General features: G+C 47.8%; 8 protein-coding genes. 1 reads left to right on the plus strand and 7 read right to left on the minus strand.

Going from position 1 to position 20,862, the window contains the following annotated elements:
* The first annotated feature begins 519 nt into the window (after positions 1-519).
* Positions 520-1,266 carry a C40 family peptidase gene (locus tag QMA04_RS16930; protein ID WP_290187176.1) on the plus strand — a complete coding sequence of 249 codons (747 nt, stop codon included), beginning with the start codon at positions 520-522 and terminating at the stop codon, positions 1,264-1,266.
* Between the two features lie 566 nt (positions 1,267-1,832).
* Here QMA04_RS16930 and QMA04_RS16935 read toward each other — a convergent pair.
* From QMA04_RS16935 to QMA04_RS16965, 7 genes are all read right to left on the minus strand, one after another.
* Positions 1,833-2,999, minus strand: coding sequence for a trypsin-like peptidase domain-containing protein (locus QMA04_RS16935; RefSeq protein ID WP_290187177.1), 1,167 nt, complete (start codon positions 2,997-2,999; stop codon positions 1,833-1,835).
* Between the two features lie 223 nt (positions 3,000-3,222).
* Positions 3,223-4,290 carry a hypothetical protein gene (locus QMA04_RS16940; protein WP_290187178.1) on the minus strand — a complete coding sequence of 356 codons (1,068 nt, stop codon included), beginning with the start codon at positions 4,288-4,290 and terminating at the stop codon, positions 3,223-3,225.
* Between the two features lie 25 nt (positions 4,291-4,315).
* Positions 4,316-4,921 carry a transposase gene (locus QMA04_RS16945; RefSeq protein ID WP_290187179.1) on the minus strand — a complete coding sequence of 202 codons (606 nt, stop codon included), beginning with the start codon at positions 4,919-4,921 and terminating at the stop codon, positions 4,316-4,318.
* A 240-nt stretch (positions 4,922-5,161) separates the two neighbouring features.
* Positions 5,162-8,821, minus strand: a complete 3,660-nt coding sequence (locus QMA04_RS16950) for a S8 family serine peptidase (RefSeq protein ID WP_290187180.1) — start codon at positions 8,819-8,821, stop codon at positions 5,162-5,164.
* An 875-nt stretch (positions 8,822-9,696) separates the two neighbouring features.
* The gene (locus tag QMA04_RS16955; protein WP_290187181.1) at positions 9,697-13,974 is read right to left on the minus strand and encodes a S8 family serine peptidase; all 4,278 of its coding nucleotides are present in this window, start codon (positions 13,972-13,974) and stop codon (positions 9,697-9,699) included.
* Between the two features lie 1,057 nt (positions 13,975-15,031).
* On the minus strand, positions 15,032-18,592 hold the full coding sequence (locus QMA04_RS16960; protein ID WP_483313724.1) for a DUF6359 domain-containing protein: 3,561 nt from the start codon (positions 18,590-18,592) through the stop codon (positions 15,032-15,034).
* A 194-nt stretch (positions 18,593-18,786) separates the two neighbouring features.
* Positions 18,787-20,607: an FAD-dependent oxidoreductase gene (locus QMA04_RS16965; RefSeq protein ID WP_290187183.1), complete on the minus strand. Its 1,821-nt coding sequence runs from the start codon at positions 20,605-20,607 to the stop codon at positions 18,787-18,789.
* Between the last annotated feature and the right edge of the window lie 255 nt (positions 20,608-20,862).

The raw sequence follows: 20,862 nt of genomic DNA on the forward strand, positions 1-20,862 counted from the left end.
CCCACACCCACTTTCGAAATTTTCTAATTATTTTAATTGTAAGAAGTTTACTGGTTTCTGTCAAAATTGACTGAATAGAAATTATTGTAACCTAAGTTTTCTTATAATTTAGATAGTAAATTATTTTTTTAATAAAAAATTGCGCAAGTATTACCTTGTACTTTTATTGCCAGCTTTGTCTAAAATAGCTTTGTAGTTTTTTCGCTTTGCATAGGTAAAATAAAGCTGGCAGGATTTTAAAATTTGGATTTATTAGGAGATTTAACGTAACAAAGAGCCTGCTTTTTCAAATAAAAACCCAATTTTCATAGAAATAAACCTTTTTTTCATTTTTTTCGCCTGCTCAAAACCTTGATATATAAGGGTTTTGGAGGCTGAATTCTTTTTGTTATACAACTGTAATATAACTGCAATTGAATTGACGTTGTTTTTAAACCGTTCTGTCTATATAGTAAATGGCAGAGCAAAATATTATTAATTCATATACTTGGATAATAAAAACTGGAGGAACCAACAACAATGAAAAAACTAGTCTTTACTTTACTTGCAGCCGGATCATTGCTATTTGCTAACTCAACCACGGACGTACAAGCAGCACAAACTACACAAAACAATGTAACTTCATCATATGAAACTTCTGAAACTGCTACTGTGGAGCAAGTTGCCGCAAGCAAAGCAACTGCCAAATCAGGCACATTCAAAATGAAATACAACTCAAACGTTCGTGCGGATGCAGGAACAAAATACAAAGTTGTGACAATGGCTAAAAAAGGATCAATCGCAACAGCGACTCACCAAAAGAAAGTCGGCAAAGCGACTTGGTACAAAGTGAAAGTCAACGGTAAATCAGGATGGGTGCTAAGCACATTGCTTACCAAAACAACTGTTAAGAAAGCTTCTGTGAAAACAGCTTCTTCCTCTTCAGTCGTTTCAGCAGCACTTGCACTTAAAGGCATTCCATACAAATTCGGCGGCACGACAACTTCAGGATTTGACTGCAGTGGATTCGTTCAATACGCATTCAAAAAAGCAGGCAAAAACGTATCGCGCACAACGACTTCACAGTACGCTGAAACTTACAAAGTCAGCAACCCACAACCAGGCGACTTGGTATTCTTTGCTAACACGTACCGCGCTGGGATCTCTCACGTAGGGATTTACATCGGTAACAACCAGTTCGTACACGCAGGCGGAGCGAAAGCAGAAGTCAAAAGCATGAACGATCCATACTGGGGCAAGAAATTCCACAGCTACAAGCGTTTCTAATCAAATAGGTATCTCAAAGGGTGACCCGAGTGTCTGCTAATAGCAGGTGTTCGCAGGTCCCCTTTTTATTTTGGTGTTGGGGTGAAGAAATCGCTACAGGTAGACGCTTTCCAGGGGGCTTGCGTCGAACTAACTCGGGCTATAGTTGCGCGCGTGCCTGGCACGCACACAACTTCTATCTTCATAGGAATGGTTTCTACATGAACTATTGGAGCCGTTATAAGGATAAGTCATCCTCCTACTTGAACTGGTTGCTCCTTTACCTGCATTTCCCCCTTTCTTACCTGAATTAGAGCTCTTACATAAAAGTTCAACCGACCGAATGGAAGCTGTTCGCACGCGAACAGCTGGTATAAGGAATTGTGTGCGTGCCTGGCACGCACACAATTCACTCTCCCCTCTCATATTTGCGTAATTCGTGTAGAAACCAAGAAACTTCATCTAGAGAAGCGATTAGTTCAGGTAGCAGTATCCCCTTACGCATGTAGAAGTAAAAATAAATCATGTAGAATTACAAATTCGTCATGCAGCATAAAAAAACAGACCCACAAAGTGGACCTGTTTTTTTATTCATTTACAATATCCTCAATTTGATAATCTCCGTATTCATCAATCACCACCGTGTAGATGCCTTCGTGCGACACAGTGGAGGATTCGCCGCTCGTTTTGTCGTGGTAAGTGAAATCGGCTTCGGCCTCGACGGTTGCGCTGTCTTCATTGATTTCGATGGCGGTGATGGTTGGCTCGACGGTGTCGTAGATGCGGTCCAGGTTTGCTTTTTCTTCGATCAGCTCGGCGGATTCTTCTTGTGCTTCACTGCCTGGCAAAACAAACGACAGGTAGTAGGTGGATTCCGCGTCGTTCAGCGTATAGGGAATGATTTCGTAATAGGCGGCAATGAAGTTCTCCAGCAGGTCTTCCGCAAAATAGGCATCTTTGACATCCTGCAGGACGACTTCCTCTCCTTCTGGAAGCGTCGGGTTTTCAACCCACTCGGTCAGCTGGTCCCAGACGGTGTAGATTGGGATGGTGTAGCCGGAGCCCGGTTTTTCCTCAAGGATGATCGAGTTGATGCCAAGGATCTTGCCGGTGTCGGCGGCAATGAGTGGCCCGCCGCTGGAGCCCTGGGATATTTCTGCACTCATTTCATAGAGGCCTGTGTATTCGAATTGGTCCATGAAGTCGAGATCGGTTGCGGTGATTTCGCCGGTTGTGGCTGTATTGCTTTGGTCACCCGGGCTGCCGATTGCAACGACGGGTGTGCCGATGTCGACGGGTTCCATTTCAATTTCCAGAGGTTCTTTGCCCGCCAGTTCGTTGACGCGGACTAGAGCGAGATCCTGGGTTTCGGATATGCCGATGATGTTGCCGTTGAATTCCTGGCCGTCGCTGTTTTTGACGGTCACGTAGGACGCATCTAGCACTACATGGGCATTGGTCAGAATGTCGCCTTGGTTGTTGATCAGAAAGCCGGAGCCTTGCTCAAGATCCGTGTAGAGCGTGTAGACATGTGTTTTGGCGTTGGCGATCATGGAGGCGAGCTCAATTTCCGCTTCGGGGGTCTGTTGGCTCGTTTCTATGGGACCGGCCGGCTGGTTTGCGGTTTCAGGAACGGGATCTTCTGAGCCCAACAGCAAATAAGCACCGAGGCCGATCACCAGCAGCAAGACGATCGACAAAACGGCGATGATTCGATTGGTGTTTTTCATCTTCTGTGATGGTTGTCGGGTCATTGCAATCAACTCACTTTTTTCGTTGTGGTTTTAGTATAGACGGACAGATTGACTGATAGTTTCATTCAAATAGCGTTTTGTTGATTTAAAATGGAATTTGTTACAGACCTTTTCAACGGCTTTACCCTCTTTTCCTTCTATTATAACCATCTGGCGAATTGTTTGGGTGCCTGGCACCCAAACAATTCCACGAGAAAAAGCCGGGAGAGTTTCTCCCGGCTTTTCAGTCTTTCACCAGATCCTGGATCAATTGTTCAGTGGAGTCGTAGTTTGCGCGTTCCGCCAAAAAGAAGCGCACCGGGTCGCCTTCCCGCTCCGGATCGACCAGCAGCAGGTCGACGGTAGTCAGTTTAGGCGTGATGCTGTCGAAGAAACCGAAGATGGCGTCCAGGTCCTCTTCGAGTTGAAGGTTCTTTTGGCTAAGCTTGCCCGGTTCGAAGGTGACATTTGCCAATAGATTGGTGCAGTCTCCGGTATCATTCACTTCCTGGCAGCTGATCCATTGTTCTTGCCACTGGTCATAGAAGCGGAAACGCCCGGTTTCTGCTTGAGCAGCTGCGTCCTGCCACTTGGTTTGCATCCGTTTACTCGCGGGACCCAAATCACTGAGGAGTCTCTTGACGAGATATGCTTCCACTTGTTCGGCGTTTTCAATGCCATCCATTTCACGCAAGTCCATTCCTGTAGCGGAATCGTCTTGCCGGCTCGATATCCGGATCACTTGAATGTCCAAATTGTTTTCTCTCACGAGTCCGAGAAGTTCTGTCAATGCTTCAATTTCAGCCGTTTCGTGTGTTTCGTAACTATGTTCGCTGTCCAGTGTGAGAAAGCGGACCTTGTCCCCTGTTGTGATTTCCTTCAAGAGATGTTCGACCATTTTCCCTTTTGAAGGGGTGGTGAATCCGAGTTCTTCCAGCTGCGGCATCAGGTCTTCAATTTGCTGCTGCGTTTCATGGGTGGCGAGGACAACTTGATAGTCGTCGCGGTAAATGGTGGCATAATTGTCCACGTGTTCGGTGATGGTGAACACCAAATCTTCCTGGCCTTCAAACGCCAATCGGTAGCTGTGTCCGTCTACAAAATTCGCTTCGGTTTCATCGATGATTTTGGCTTCCATGCCATATTTCTCTTCGATAAATGCCTTCATTTCCTGGTCTTCGGCCTTTGATTCAGCTTGAGAATCTTTAGCATAATTGAGATAGATCCAAGCGATCATCCCGATTACCAGCAATACGCAAACGCCTATGATTATCAGGCAACCGCTCAAAATTCCAGGGAGTTTCTTTTGCATAGGGTTTCCCCCCTTTTTTCTTCTATTATATATTGTTTGGGTGCCAGGCACCCAAACAATTCTCGCTCAATTCAAGATCCGCCTGTTCGCAGTACAACAAATAATCTGCGAGGCAACTGGAATAAGGTGGAGGTAAAATTATGGGCAGGTACGTTAAATCGAGGAATTCATATGGGGAAAAGAGAGAATCTGCATAGTACCGATAGGAGCTGTACCGATATTCCCTCATATCTTTCACCATCGGCTCAGTGGTATTGAGGGGGTTCCTGTGGATGTAGCGGCTGATGGCAAGAATGCTTTTATGCGTGATGGCTTTGCCGGAGTAGTAGCGGCTTTCGTAAAAGTAACCGCTATAATTGTATTTCTTCTTGTAATAATCACTGTACCGTTTGTTAATAAGGGCCATCACTTTTCCCAACGGCACTTCGGGCGAGCGCAGCAACATATGATAATGGTTGGTCATCAGGCAATACGCCAGAATCGTAAAAGGATGTTTAGTATGGACATAGGTCAATATTCTGAAGAAAGCGGCTTTGTCTGCTTCTTCTTGAAAAATTGCCTGCCTGTTATTGCCTCTCATGACGACGTGTTCATATGCATCCGGATTCCAAATGCGCCGGTTTCTTCCCACTTTATCACACTCCTCCTTTGAACCTTTTTTCTATAATAGAAAGAACATCAATCCCCGTCAATTATTGCAAAAAGGGAATAACTTATATTTGAGGATGGATAAAGAGGTCAAAAATGGGTTTTCGCCATTAAAAACCGTGAAAATTGCCGGATCCTGGCTTCAAAAATTTTTTTGAATTGTTTGCGTGCCAGGCACGCAAACAAAAAGCCGGGAGGATTTCCCCCGGCTTTTGTCCATGCCTTACTTTGTGATGGTGAAGCTCTCTTCCGTGATATGTCCCGCCGCATCCACTACTTTCAAGGTGAAGTCGTTTTCGCCGGGTTTGCTGACAGGGACGGTGATGGTGATGTCTTCGTTGAATGCGGCTTCGCCGTAAGGCTCTGTCATGTCGTGGCTGTAGACTTCGCTGTCGGTCAAGTAGACCCTGATGGCGTCCATATTGTCTGTCACGTTGAACGTCACTTCAGCGCTGTCTTCGCCCGCTGTGGTCTCCGGCACATCGAGCAGTTCGATGGCAGCCGGCTGCGTGTCGACCAGTACTTGGCTGCGTATTTCAAGGTTGTTGCCGGATTCGTCGATGGCTTGGACGAAAATGTCGTGGCGGCCATCGTCGAGCGTCAAGGTATGATCGAAGAAGAAGCCGTCAAAGCGATCGGCTTTTTCGCCGTTGACTGTTACCGAAACGATGCGTGAACTGTCTTCAATAATGCCGAAGACGCCGACCTGCCGGGTGTTCGATACTTCAAACAACCCCGGATAGATGAGGCTGATGGCCGGTTTATCGGTATCGGCTACTGCACCGGTCAATGGAACTTCCGTTCTATTGCCAGCCGTATCATGGAAAACGACTTTCAGGACGTCGCCTTCCTTGATGTCGACCGGCACGACATAGCTGGTGGTGCTTGGCGACAGTGATTCGTCTTCAAAGGTTTCCTGGTTTTCGGTCAGCTCGACGCCGTTATGGAACACTTCCCAACGGTCAGGTCCACTGCCTGCTGCGTTATCCGCAAAGCTCGATACCGTCACCGTTTTGGTTTCTTTATTGAGTGCTGCGACTGCTGCCGGGGACACGGTGTCGACCAGGATCGGGATGGTCAATGTTTGCCATTCCGCTTCCGGATAATCAATGACGGCGCGCATCTCGATCTGGTACTTGCCGTCTGCCACCGGTTCGCCGAGCACTTCCCCGTTCCATTCATTGAGCGGGTCATAGTAATACGGGAAGACCTCCGAGAAATTCTTGATCAAGTTTTTGCCGGTCTGCAAAGTCCGCAATTTCTTGCCGCTTTCATCCAGCACGTTCACTTCCAGTTGTTTGGCGTTCCGCAGCAAGGAGAATACCGGGATGACGGATTCCTTGCTGCCGTCGCCATTCGGTGAAAAGGCGAAGCGTTCCGGCACGAAGCCTTGTTGGTGGCTGCCTCCGTTGATGATCATGCCGAATTCATCGGTCAGGAAGGTCGTTCCGTAAAACGTTCCGGCATCCCATGCCACATCATCGAAAATCGGCGCATCGTCCCATCCTCCGTTAAAGCCGAAGTACGGCACAACAAGTGGCGTATTGCCGCTCGCTTCTTCATTGCCATCCGTTAAAGTAATAAAGCCGTCAATGAAAAATCCGTTGGTGAACGCCGCAAATTCAGGGCGTCCCTGCAAAGCCGTGGCATCGATCGTCACTTCGATTTCCGCTACACCGTCCGCCGGCACTGTCACGGTTTCGGGTGCAGTGATATTGACCAGGTTCGTGATGACGTTCGAGCCGGAGCGGTTCGGGTCGGTGATGTCGATTTTCCGCTCCGGATGCTTCGTGACGTAATCGGTTTGGGCATTGACGTTTACTGCGTAAGTCGCCGCTGTATCCGAGAAGTTCATAGCCTCCAGTGTAAAGGTCATCCGATTATTTTGGATTTCCTTCAACGCGACTTTGGCTTCGCCTGTACGCTGGTCTGTCAGCATGACGTCTGTGGACAGCGCGTCATGCAATTGCATCAGCCCTGCTCCTTGGCGGCGCGGCGACACAAATTGGCCGGCCACCTGTTCCACCGGATTGGCCGTGTTCATCAGCAGGTTTTTTGCAAATTCCACGCGGTCCCTGCCCTCTAAATCAAGTTCTTCGATGCGCTGGAACATCAGCGCCGATCCCCCTGCCACATGCGGTGCTGCCATCGACGTCCCGCTCATCAGGCCGTATTCATTGTCATTGAACGTCGAGAAGATGTTGCCGCCTGGAGCCGTGATCTCCGGTTTGAAATCCAGGTTCGGCGTCGGCCCCCAAGATGTGAAGTCACTCATCTTGCCGGCATTCGGATTCGCCATTTCCAAGTTTTTTCCGTCAAAGACGACGGTTACTTTTTTCTTAGCATCCAATGCCGCTTTCATTGCCAGTCCATCCGCCTGAAGCGTCGACATGAACGGAATGGTGATAAACGGATCGGCTTCCATATTGACCGGTCCCGTGGTGTTGTTGTAGATGATGACGCCTGCCGCACCCGCGTCTTGTGCCGCAAGCCCTTTTTCCGCAAACGAAATGGTGCCGCGGGCAATCAAGACGAATTTGCCTTCGACGTCTTTTCCTTCAAAATCCGCGGGCTGGCCAATGCCGGCATAGACCACTTCATGTGATTTGGCCGGCAGTTTTTCCGGCTCGGCTCCGTTCGCCAGCAAGTAAAGTGCACGCCCTGCTTCGGCACCGTCTACTTGGTAAACAAAGCTGTCGGTGGTGATGACGCTGTTTTCAAATGAAGCCACGCCCAATGAATCAATGGAAATGCCCGGATTTCCGACCAGGCCGTAATCCTGATTTTCCGCGAACGGTGCCAGGAATCCCGATCCCCGCAGGTCTTCATTTCCTGCAGAAATGGCGACCAGGATGCCGTTATTGGTGGCGCGTTCCACCGCCTGCTGCTCAGGACTTGACGTGTCGACAAATCCAGCCGTTGCCCCGAGTGACATATTGATGACGTCCGCTCCCAGTTTGATGGAGTCGTCGATCGCTTTGATGTAGATGTCGCCGAACGTCGAAGCTGAATTGGCGTCATTGCCGAAGACTTTCAAAGCCAGCAATTGCGTTTCCGGCGCGACGCCTTTCAGCCCGCCGTTCGTTTCATTGCCATTGGCGCCGATCGTACCTGCTACGTGCATGCCGTGCATCGATGCGTTCGGTGCGATGTCGCGAATTTCCGTGTTGGCGTCCATGTAGTTGTAGCCGAACGGCACTTTCGGCGTAAAGAATTTGCCTTCTTCGATTTCACTGCTCGAGACAAATGATTCCACTTCCGCCTGCGTCAACGCAGCCGTGGTGTTATTGGTCAGCACCATGTCCTGATGCGTTGGGTCGATTCCCGTATCGATGACGCCGACGACCATGCCTTCTCCTTTAAAGCCGTAATCACGCCAAGCCTGCTGCGCCTGAACGAGCTCTTTGGAATATTTCATGGTCGGTTTGATTTCCGGCCGCTTGTACTCGGTCGCTTCGTATACAGCTTTGACGTTCGGCAGTTCCGCGATTTTCGCTACCTGCCCTGCCTCGACTTCCGCAGAAAAACCGTTGAAGACAGCTGTGAAGGTTTGGAGAAAATCAATTTTCGGTGCCACATCCGTGATCGCCGCCTGCGCCGTCTCCTGCTTGGCTATCGCTGCCGCTTCGATCTGCTGTTTCTGGTCTTCGGGCAGCTCCTTATAGAGCACGCCTTTTGCAGTTGCCGTTTCAATGGTCGGCTCTTCCTGCAGTTCGATGATGACCCTCACTGTTTCTTTCGGCGATTCCGGCTTCAGCAGCGTCTGGGCAAGCTTGACTTCCGGATCTGGTTCCGGCGCTGCCGCAACTTGCGCATTATTGAATCCGCCCAGGCTGCTGACCATTAATAACAAAATTGCCAGTCTGATTAATACTTTCTTCATATTTATTCCTCCTTTAACTGGATTTCTTATCTAAATTATCAAATAATTAAGTCAACTTTATTTTTCCAGTTAATCAAACAAAAGTCCATGGTTCCAAAGCTATCTTATTTGTTAATTCCCTTCGATTTTTTTAGGTAGTTTGGGTTTTAGGAGGCTCTGTTTTTTTCCTTTTATTAGTGGATTTATTGTAGGGTTCTATAAGTCGCTTCGGCCGCTCTGGAGGGGACTCCCGCCATAAGCCGGGCAGCGCTCCGCTTGCCAGTCTTATCGCTCCGTCCCCTCCGTGGACGCGGCTCAGCTTGGGGTTCGGGAATATATAAATACTGTGTTTTGTTGAAGTAGAGAGGTGGCGTGGGGTTCTGGAAACGCTCGGCAGCGGTGGTGCACGCGCCTTCCCTTAGCGTGTACGAGGCTAAATGTAGTTTATGTGGTTGTACAGGATGAATTGGTGGTTGTACATGATCTATTTGGGTTTCTACCGGAGTTAGGCGATGCTTCTACCTTAACTAGTTGCTTCTCTACATGCAGTTTCTGCGTTTCTACACGAATACCGGAAAAATAAGAGACAAAATAGCATTCATAGTGGTTGAAAGATCGATCGCTGGGTGTGAGCTACGCTTCAATAGGATGCATTGTTCTTTATGCCCGGCTGTTCGCCATGCGAACAGCTTCCATTCATGGGTTTGACCTTTTAAGGTACAGATGGAGTGCAGGTAAAGAAGTGAGTTATGCAGGTAAGAGAACAACTTGTTCATGTAGGAATTGTTTGTGTTTTGTGTGCGTGCCAGGCACGCACACAAAACACAAACAATTCGGCATACAAAAAAACAAGCAATCAAAACGCTGATTGCTTGCCTGTTTTTGTTGCGATTCTGTTAATCCAGAAGCTCCATCTTTTCGAGTGAGCGGTAGAGGACTACTGCTGTTTCTGCTCGTGTGATTTTTGCTTGTGGATCGAAGACGTTGCCTTGGCGACCTGTGATAAGTTCTAGTGCATATGCTTGTGATACAGCTTCAGCTGCGTATTTAGAGATTTTCGCGTTGTCTGCGAATTTGTGTTTCGTGTTCAAGCCTTCAAGCAGGGAGGCTTCCTGGTATTTCACAGCGCGCATGATCATGACGGCTGTGTCCTGGCGGGAAATCGGTGCTTTCGGGTCGAACTTGTTGCCTGGCAATCCTTGAACGATGCCCGCGCGAGCTGCGGCTTCGATTTCTTTGGATGCCCATGTTTTGCCTGGGCCCGCGTCTTTGAATTTGCCTTCGTAGTCTTTCAGCGGCAATTCAAGTGTACGTGCCAATAGCGCTGCGAATTCTGCACGTGTCAGTTCCGCTTTTGGTGCAAACAAGGTATCGGTCTTGCCTTTGATGATGCCTTGTGAAGCGAGTGCTTCGATTTGGGTTTTCGCCCAATGCGATTTGATGTCTGTGAATGTCACTTTCGATGCTTTCGTGATCGTGAATGTCTTTTCAGTAACGTGTCCACCTGCATCTGTAACTGTCACTTCGTATTGGTTGGCACCGATTTTCTTGACCGGCACTTTGACTTTGATGTCTTTGTTGAAACTTGCTTTGCCGTATGGCTCGGACATGTCTTTTTTGAAGACTTCGCTGCCGTTTACGTAAGCGTAGATTTCATCCATATTGTCTTTGATTCTCAAGGTTACTTCCGCTTCAGTTACATTGGCACCTACCATTTTCGGTGCGTTGACGATTGAAATGGCAGCCGGAGTTGTATCCACCAGGATCTGGCGGCGAAGCTCCATTTCATTGCCGAACTCATCCACTGCTTTGACCGTTACGTACTGAGAGCCGTCTTTCAATGAAACCGTGTGTTTGAAGTTGGTGCCGTCAAATTCTTTCGCTTTGACGCCATTGACTGTCAAGGAAACGATTTTCGAATCGTCCTCTACATGGCCAGCGACAACCACTTCTTTCGTATCGTATGTTTCCAGTGTTTCCGGTGAAGTAAAGAAGATGACCGGTGCTGTTGTTTCATTTTTTGAACCTGCTGTCAGGTTCACTTCTTTTTTATTGCCAGCGATGTCATAGAAAACCGCTGTTACTTTGTCGCCTGTTTTAACAGGTGCTTCCACTTTGTATGAAGTGGTTGTTGGCGCTAATGATTCGTTGGCTGGCGTAGCCGCGTTTTCCGTGACTTCTTTGCCGTTGACGAATACTTCCCAACGGTCTGCGCCAGCGCCTGATGCGTTATCCGCAAATTTCGTCACGGACACTGTTTTCGTTTGTGCGTCATACTTGGCTGCCGCTTCCGGAGCTACCGTATCCACGATAATCGGGAAACTGATCGACTGCCATTGTGCATTCGGGTAATCAATGACTGCGCGAAGCTGGATCTGGTACTTTCCGTCTTTCGCCGGTTTGCCGTCGATCATTCCGTCCCAGCCGTTAAGCGGGTTGAATGTGTAAGGCTCCGTTGCTGAGTAATGCTTAGTCAAACTTGAAGCGGTACGGATCGTGCGCAATTTCTTGCCCGCTGCATCCAGAACGTTTACTTCAAATTCTTTGGCGTTGCGGATCAATGAGTAGACGGGTACTGCCATGTCCTGCAAACCGTCGTCATTCGGTGAAAACGCGAAACGTTCAGGAACGTATTTGCCGGCATGTGTGCCGCCTGTGATATCATTTCCTTCGTCATCCGCCAATAGTGTAATGCCGTAGTAAGAATCGGCATCCCATGCAAATTCGTCGAAGATGCTGGCATCGTCCCATCCGCCGTTAAAGCCATAGTAAGGAACGACCAATTCCGTGTTGCCAGTTACAGCTTCATTGGTGTCGGTCAACGTGACAAACCCGTCCACGAAGAAACCGTTTTTGAACGCTGCGTATTCAGGTGTTCCTTTAAGTGCAGAAACATCGACTGTTACTTTGATTTCTTTTGTTCCGTTTGCCGGAACCGTGATTGTTTCAGGAGCCGTGATGGCCACTTTGTCTGTTACGACCGCTGAACCACGGACGTTCGGATTGGTGATATCCGTGTCTGTTGCTTTTCCTGCTACTACTTCTTTTTCTGATTTATCCGTTTGGACGTTTACATCCACGTTGTAGTTCGCTGCTTCTTTAGAGAAGTTTTCAGCTTGCAATGTGAAGGTGAATTTATCGCCGACGATTTCTTTCAGCGCCACTTTTGCGTCGCCTGTCGCTTTATTCGTCAGCATCACGTCTGTTGAAAGCGCGTCATGCAACTGCATCAAGCCAGCACCTTGGCGGCGTGGAGAGACAAATTCGCCTTTTGCGAATTCAACCGGATCTGCTGTGTTCATCATCAGGTTTTTCGCGAATTGAACGCGCTCACGCCCTTTTAGGCCAAGCTCTTCAATGCGCTGGAACATCAATGCTGTACCGCCTGAAACGTGAGGAGCCGCCATAGACGTTCCGCTCATCAAGCCGTATTCATCGTTGTTCAAAGTCGAGAAGATGTTGCCGCCCGGAGCTGTGATTTCAGGTTTGAAATCAAGGTTCGGTGTCGGGCCCCAAGAAGTGAAGTCACTCATTTCACCCGCACTCGGGTTTTGAATATCAAGATAGTCGCCCTCAAAAGATACAGTCACTTTTTTGCCTGCATCCAATTGTGCTTTCATTGCCAGACCGTCTGCCTGTAAAGCGGACATGTACGGAATTTTGATAGCTGGATCTGATGCCATGCTGATGGTGCCGGTTGCGTTGTTATAGACGATGACGCCGATCGCGCCAGCTGCCTGTGCAGCCAAGCCCTTTTCAACAAAACCGATTTCGCCGCGTGAAACCAATGCAAACTTACCGGCAACGTTCTTGCCTGCATATTCAGCTGGTTTTCCAAGTCCTACATCCACCACTTCGTAATTGGGATTCGGCAAGTTTTCCGGGTCAGCGTCATTGGCTAGCGTATAGATGGCTTGGCCGGTTTGCGTCCCGTCTACTTGGTAATTAAAGCTTTTCGCAGTGATTTTGTCATTTTCGAAAGATGCCACACCAAATGAATCGATTGACGTGCTTGGTGATCCCGTCAAACCGTAATCCTGGTTATCGGCGCGCGGGGCAGCATAGCCCGAACCAAACATATCGGAGTTTCCTGCTGAAATGGAAACCAGGATGCCATTGTTTGTCGCTCTTTCAACTGCTTTTTGTTCCGGGTTTGAGGAATCCACAAATCCTGCAGTGGATCCAAGGGACATATTGATGACGTCTGCACCCAGTTTGATCGAATCATCGATCGCTTTGATGTAGATATCGCCATAAGTCGACGGGTAAAGCGGGTCGTTGCCGAATACTTTCAGCGCCAATAATTGCGCTTCCGGAGCAACGCCTTTGATGCCGCCATTTTCTTCATTGCCGTTTGCCCCTACTGTTCCGGCAACGTGCATGCCGTGCATAGAAGCTTCCGGTCCTAGGTCAAGGATTTCGTTGTTGCCATCCATGTAGTTGTAGCCAAAAGGCACTTTAGCTGTGAAAAATTTACCTTTGTCGATGGATTTGTCAGCCAATAACGCTGCTACATCGGATTTTGTGATGTCGCCTGTTTTGTTGTCCGTCAACACCATGTCTTTGTGGCTTGGGTCGATTCCTGTGTCAATGACACCCACAACCAGGCCTTCGCCTTTATAGCCATAATCTGTCCATGCTTGTTGAGCCTGGACCAATTCTTTCGAGTATTTCATTTCCGGTTGAACTTCAGGGCGCTGGTATTCAGTCGCTTCGTAGACTGATTTGACGCCGCTCAAGTTCGCGATGTCTCCAACTTCGCCCGCTTCAACTTCTGCGGAGAATCCGTTGAATACCGTAGTGAAGTTTTCAAGATATGTAATGCGCGGAGATACGGAAGCAATCGATACTTGCACGGATTCCTGGCCCGTCACAACTGCTGCTTCCAATGTCTCTTTTTGTTTGTCAGGAAGATTTTTGTATAAAACGCCCTTTTCAGTAGCGCTTTCAATCGCCGGTGCTTTATCAAGCTCGATGATCACACGTACTTTTTTATCCGGGTCTTCCGGATTCACGAATTTTTCAGGGATGTTCAATTCCCCTTTTTTCGACTCTGTACTAGGTACGTTCGATGAATTCGCAGCAGCTGAGACCCCGGTCAGGCCAAAGACAGCTGAGCTGAATGTCATCATAAAGACCATCGCCAGCAATAAAAACGGTTTGAGCTTCGTCAATGTGTTTCCCCCTTTGTTCTGATTCGCAATTGTAGAGAATCTTTACAATTGCACAACAACTTAAATTTACCATAATTTTTCAATGTTGCAAATATTAAATGGGGTTTATTTCATGTTAAAGAGACTGATTTAAGAGGAATTTGCTAGATATAGCTTGATATTATTTAGTTTCTCGAATTAAAAAAATATTTTTTTGAGATGGAATTTGAATTGTTTGCGTGCCTGGTGAATTGTGTGCGTGCCTGGCACGCACACAATTCAGTGGAGCGATCGTTGTTTATGGTTTGTAATGAGTGATGGATTTCTTCTATATAAACAAATTGTGTTTCTACCTTCACTTTCGGAGCGGCTACTTGAATATGTCATCTCCCTACATGATCTCATTGCTCCTTTACCTGCACAATTCGCATCTTTACCCATGCGCCACTTGTTTCAAAAAAGTTCAAGTGAATGAATGGAAGCTGTTCGCGCGACGAACAGCCCGTATAAGGAATGTCATTTTTTTAAAAGCATAACTCACACACAGCGATGGATTTCTTACACATTTAGCATGTCACATCTCATTTCTACGGAATTCATGTAGAAAAGTAGAAACATCATGTAGAGAAGCACCTAGTTAAGGTAAAGGCATCATCTTAGTACGGTAGAACCCCAAATAGCTCATATAGGACCACCAATTCGTCCAGTACAACCACAAAACCCACATGTAACCTCTTTAACTCCAAGCGAAGGCGCGTGCACTATCGCTGCCGAGCATTTCGAGAACCCCACATCCCCTATCTATTCCAAACAAAAATAGAAATATGCATCTTACCCACACCAAGCTGAGCCGCGCCCTGGGAGGGGACGGAGCGATAAGACTGGCAAGCGGAGCTGTCCGGCTTATGGCGGGAGTCCCCTCCAGAGCGGCCGAAGCGACTTATAGAACCTCACCAAACTCTTACTACTCCTCCGAACTACCTGACTTATTGAATTGTGTGTGTGCCAGGCACACACACAATTCAAACACTCCAAAAAAAAACTCGACCAGAATAACCTGGTCGAGTTTGGTGGATATTTACTTGGCCACGAATGGGCGGAACAGCGAGAACATCTTCGCTGTTTCTTCGCGTGTCGTGAACTTGGCTGGCATGTATTTGCCGTTATAGCCTTCTACGATTTTGAGTTCATATAGAACCGTGATGGCTTCTTTTGTTTCCTTATTGTAGCGGCCGTAGTCTTTGAATGGTGCGTACTTGCTGACTTTGTACTCGTCATTCTTCAACTCGTATACGCGATTCAGCATCAAAGCGAACTGGGCACGGGTGATGTAATCTCTCGGTTTGAATTGAGTCGTTGTCACACCGTTGATGATGCCTGCTTGATAAGCTGCATTGATTTCTTTGCGGTGGACTGCCGGGATATCCGAGATGTCTTTGAATGGCGACTTCTCGTTTCCTTTGATCTCCAGTTCCATGATGCGCGTCAGGATGGTTACTGCCTGCAGGCGCGTCAAGTTGTCTTTCGGTGCATAGATGGTGTCGGATTTCCCTTTGATCAAGTCTCTGTTAAACAGGTCTTTAATGTAAGGATATGACCAGGCTTTGTCACTGACATCTTTGAATGGGAAATCTTTTTCCGGAATTTCTGGAACTTCCGGTTCTTCAGGAACTTCTTCTTTTTCAAATGCAATTTGCGCAAGCAATGGATCGTGATCCGATGCGCGGCCGTGCTGTTCCATGAACATGGAGTTGATGTGGACCATGTCCAGTTCCGTGCGGTCTGCCATATTGTTTGTTACCAAGAGGTGGTCAAGCACTTGTGAATTCCCTTGGTAGTAATACGAATAACGGTCTTCCAGTGGCACATCTTCGACTTTATTCGTTAGAATATCGCCTTTCAATGCCGCAAGTGCCGGTGTGAATTCGAAATCGTTCATGTCGCCTGCAACGATGACGTTCAAGTCTGGATCTTGTGCAAGTCCTTCTTCAATAAAGCCGTTGATGGCTGTTGCCAATTCGATGCGCTCATCGACCGAGCCCAGGAATGGCGGTTGGTTCTTGCCGAATAACGGTTGGTCTCCACCTTTTGAGTTCAAGTGGGCGCCGATCACGACAACTTGTTCACCTTGGAATTCGAATTGTGCAGCGATCGGTTTGCGTGTGTTCGGCATAGCGATCGGCTGAACGCGTCCCGGATTCAAGGATAATTCGCCGTCGATCCATGAGTTGTCTTGTGTTGCCGTGCCTTTTGTTCCTTCTGAAAGAGTTACGCGTTCAGGGTTGTACAAATAGCCTACTCGGATATTTCCGCCTGGCTGTCCGCCATCTTTATCGTATTCAGGCGCAATGTCCGTCCAAGCATATGTCGGGCCGCCGGCAGCTTTGATGCCGTTGATCAGACGCTCGTAGCTTGCCGTTGCGTCACTGTTTCCTGAGGCAGTCGGGCCATCGCCATCCTGTACTTCCACCATGACGATGATGTCCGGTGAATTCAAGTCTTTAACGAACGACTCTGCGATGCGCTGTGCTTTAGCGTCTGACGTATGGCTTGGATCTGCAGAGAAGTTCTCGACGTTATAAGCCGCTACTGTCAGTTCGTCTTCTTCTTTCACGATCCATGTTTGTTCCGGCTTCGTCCCGCCGTCTACAAGTTCTGTAAGATCGCTTTCTTCAGCCCAAATTTTGTAGTTGCCGAAGCCGAAACCAAGGACGCCTACAGGAGTTCCGGCAAATGAATCACCGGACTTCGCGATATAGTTTTCATTATCGATGTCGAAAGCAATGCGTTCCGGGTTGTAATCGTCTTCTGCAATCAACACGCCGCCTTGTTTATGGAAGTCGTTGTTGGTCGCGTTTTTGGAAACGACAATCACTTCGCCGTAGCTCTGCGGTCCGACGATTTGTGCATCAGCTACGCCAACGTGCATAAGTTCAAGCGATTCCCAGAAATCAATGCCGTCTTCTTCTGGATTGAATTCTGTCAATCCGTCATTGTCGATAATCTTAGTTGGCGGGAATACGTCTTTACCGATAAGAATCGGTTCAGGAAGTGGTGCAGTTCCTGTTTTTACTGCGTCCGTTGCACGGATGCGCGTGATCGGCAGGTCGTTGTCTTTCATGTCGGAATAGCCTTCCTGGAAATGTTCTTCCACGGTTCCGCTGATTGTGACCACGTCACCGACATTCAGGCCGTTTGAAGCTTTGTTGACCATGATGGCTTCTGAAGTCGTCAAATCTTCATCCGGGTTGGTGTCTTGGATGACGAAGTTTGCAGAGTTGTAGAGATGCGTCACGACGCCAACGATTTCATTGACAGCGACTCCTTGGTAATTCGAGTAATGGCCTTCGCCTTGGATATCACGGATTTTCAAGTCCCCTGTTTTCAGGACGGTGTATTCGAACGTGAAAATCTCTGACGTTTCGTCAGCAATTGCGATTGCTTTGATTGCTGTATCTTTAGTCAGTTCGATTGGTGCTGTGTATTCAGTGCTTGCAGCAGTTGGTGTTGAGCCGTCAAGCGTGTAATAGATTGTTGCATCTTCCCATCCGGATGCTAATGTGATTTTCGTGCCTTCTGAAACGACACCTGGGAATGTATCGGCGTAAACAGCCGGTTTATTGACAAGTTCAAAACTTTCAAAGCCAAGCGTTTTCACTTGGTAAGAGTCGTTGAATTTCGCAGCGATTCCGTTTACATGAATCAAATCGCCTTCTTTAAATTGTTTCGTAAATTGCTCGAAAGTGAATCCATTGCGGTTGTCGTTGCGGATCGTGACCGCTTCGCCGTTTTCAGCAATAGCCGAAAACTCAAACGTACCGAAATCATTCACTGATTTAAGGCCTGTAATCGTAACGTTCTGCAGTTCGATGCGCTCGCCTTGTGTCTCTTCATTGACACCGGCTGGCGTAACGGTTTGAACTGCAGGCAATTCGTTGCCCGAAGAAAGAACTTCCACTGTGTTCGGCTGCAATTGAAGCTCGCCGCTGTATTCAGAAACTGTGCCCGTCAAACGGACCGTGTCGCCCGGTGCAACGGTTGCACTTGATGTGTAGACATACAGTCCAGCTGTAGCATCTTGAACGTAAAAGGCATTGCCGCCCCAGAATCCTGTCCCCGTTGTCACAGTTGCTTCAACTTGGATCAATTCGCCTGGCATCGTGCGTGCTTCTGCCAATGAACCGACGACAGCCGCTTCAGGTGGTGCTTCACCTTCAGAGAGAATGGTGAAAGCGGTTGGAGATTTAAGGCCGGGTACTTGGAAATACATCTCTAGTTTTCCGGTGATGGTGATTTCAGCTTTAAAATTAGACGGATTATCAACCAAGTTCAATCCTGCACGGACTGCTCCTGTCGGCAATTGAACCGGAAGGATTTTTGCCGGATCGGTTTCATCCGGAGAATCTGCAAGACCTACATTAGTAGCGGATGTAAACGGTGCTTCCTGGTCATAGTTTGTACCACTGGTAGCCGTTCCCACGATAAAGCCTTTTACTGTGGCTGTTCCTGTATTTGTTGCGATGGCTTCAGCAACCGTAATCGGCTCTGCCGCGTCTGCTGTAACCGCCATATAGGGCAGCATTGCCGATAAAGCCAAAATAAGGCTTAGAAAAATCTTACTGACTGCATGCTTGGACAAGTTCTTCACTCCCAATTCCTAATTTTTGATACGGTTTTATTATACGCCATATTTGGAAGCGCTTTATATATTTTTTGTAAATTTTCTATTAATTTCTGTATTTTATTGGATTCAAAGATGTGATTTTAATAAAGGCCGAAAAATTCATAGAAAAACACCCATTTCTCGAGTATCCGAGAAATAGGTGTCGGTTATTATTGCAAGCCTTCCAAGAGTTTCCCTGAAAGGTAATAGGCTTCCGCTCCGTTTAAGACGCGGTTGTCATCCAGTCTTTCGCTTATGACGTCGTCAGCCAATCCATCAGCCACCAAACGTTCCCACGAACTCGCTTCGGCTTCTTCCACGCCATGCAAGGCAAGAACCATTTGTGCCGCTTTGTCTCTTGTCAGTTCCTGTTCTTCCTTGATGATTGAACGGAATACTTCAATATTGGCTTCCAGTTCATCAGCTTTTGGACTGGTGATGCGCTGTACACCATTGCTGAGGATATTGGCGAATGAAATTTCCTTCATCGGCTTTTCAACCGGCAACAGGTTTTCATAACCGCCGACAATCAAGCCATAGTTCAGCAAAGTCGGGATTCCCGGATAAAACCATTCCCCTTGGTAAGGGAAGTCTGCTTCAAAAGCATAAAGATTCGCTCCTTGAGCCTTCAGTTTTGCCTGTACTTGATGAATCAGTTCTTCGTTTGTGGTCATGTCGCGGTAGCTTGTTTCTTCATTGATGGAAATTGATGTAGCCACACCCGCTGCCTGCCCTGCTGTCATTCCGACCGGCAAGACACGTGCACTCGCTGCAGCAAGTGAAGTGTAGCCAGAGGCTTTGCTGGCAACCAGCAGATTATCGACTTCCAACGGCACCAATGAACGGAACGGAATTGCGTACTGAACCGGTTTTCCGTAGACATAGCCGTAGTCATTGGTTGAAGTCGCCTGGACATCCACCGGATAAGCACCGAATCCGATGCGATCCCAATGGTCTTTGTTTTCCCACACATCGCTTAACGGCAATTGGTATTCCGCCCGGACATGAATGGTTTCCCGGACATATAACTGGTCTGGGAAGCGTTCAATTTCCGCTTCTTCAAAGCCCGGGAAGTTTTCTTTCAAGTATGCCAGCACATATTCCGTTTCGGTTTTGCCGATTTCAATGGCTTTTTGTTTTTGTTTGTCATCCAGCCCGTCGATCCCGAAAATCTGGAGCGCGTTGATGATGACGCTGCCGTCGTTTTCACGCACGATATTCAACCCTCGTAAGCGCGTCAATTCAGGATAATGGGGTTTATAAGCATCGTGCAATTCACTAAAGCCCCAGGCAGTGTTGCCGTTGACGCTTCCGCCTCCGAACACACCACCTTTCGCAGCCTGGACGATTTTGTCCCAATCCACGTTATTGAAATGAAACATTAACGTGACGGCCATCTTTTTATCTTCCAAGCCGATGTCACGCCCGCCGATATCGTAAGGCGCGCCTGCTGCAACAGCCAGGTCGGCGTCTTTCGAACTGTCGATAAAGCGCTCCGCTTTGATCGTCCGCTTATCGCCTTCTGCATCGGTGATGTTAATCGCCGTCAATGCTTTTCCGTCTTTGACCACATCCACCAGATCGGCCCCTTCAAGCAGGGTTAAATTCTCTTCATCGTTGATCATCTTCAAGAATACTTCACGGGCTTCATTGATATCAAAACCGATTTGGCCGCCGACTTGCTTATGCCATTCCAGGAAAATCCCCGTGTTGGCCGGATTGCCTTTCTGGTCATTGCTGACATCCAGGAAATTCAGCATCCCGGTTGTCATCAGCCCGCCGATGTCTTCTTCGCCGACAATCAATACTGTGCGCATGCCGTTTCGCGCTGAAGAAACCGCCGCCGCGATCCCTTCCGGCTCTCCGCTGAAGACAGCGACATCGTAGTCATTCTGTGTTTCATCTTGATCACCTGTAAATGCCATAACGGCTACAACTGCCACTAATCCGACAATCAATAGGATGGCAATTGGAATAAATAACTTCTTCATGTTTTCCCCTCTCACGCTTTTCTTTTTTTACATAGATTCCCATTATTTTATCAAACCCTTGACTGCTATACAATGAATTTTTCAACGATTGTTGACTTCTTGTAAATTTTCCCTAAGAATATGTAATAGCTCATGAAAAATACGGCTTCATTGTATGCGGGTTGAATTAAAGAATCTAGCTTTCCCACATCGCTTCGGTCGCTTTGGGCATGGCTCACGCAAGAAGCCAGGCACACAAACGCCTGTCTTCTTACT

Source organism: Planococcus sp. APC 3900 (assembly GCF_030407735.1).
Taxonomy (GTDB): Bacteria; Bacillota; Bacilli; order Bacillales_A; family Planococcaceae; genus Planococcus; species Planococcus notacanthi.

Excerpts from the sequence above, each read along its gene's own strand:
- QMA04_RS16930 (WP_290187176.1), top strand. The coding sequence starts at position 520 with ATGAAAAAACTAGTCTTTACTTTACTTGCAGCCGGATCATTGCTATTT.
- QMA04_RS16935 (WP_290187177.1), bottom strand. The coding sequence starts at position 2,999 with ATGACCCGACAACCATCACAGAAGATGAAAAACACCAATCGAATCATC.
- QMA04_RS16940 (WP_290187178.1), bottom strand. The coding sequence starts at position 4,290 with ATGCAAAAGAAACTCCCTGGAATTTTGAGCGGTTGCCTGATAATCATA.
- QMA04_RS16950 (WP_290187180.1), bottom strand. The coding sequence starts at position 8,821 with ATGAAGAAAGTATTAATCAGACTGGCAATTTTGTTATTAATGGTCAGC.
- QMA04_RS16965 (WP_290187183.1), bottom strand. The coding sequence starts at position 20,607 with ATGAAGAAGTTATTTATTCCAATTGCCATCCTATTGATTGTCGGATTA.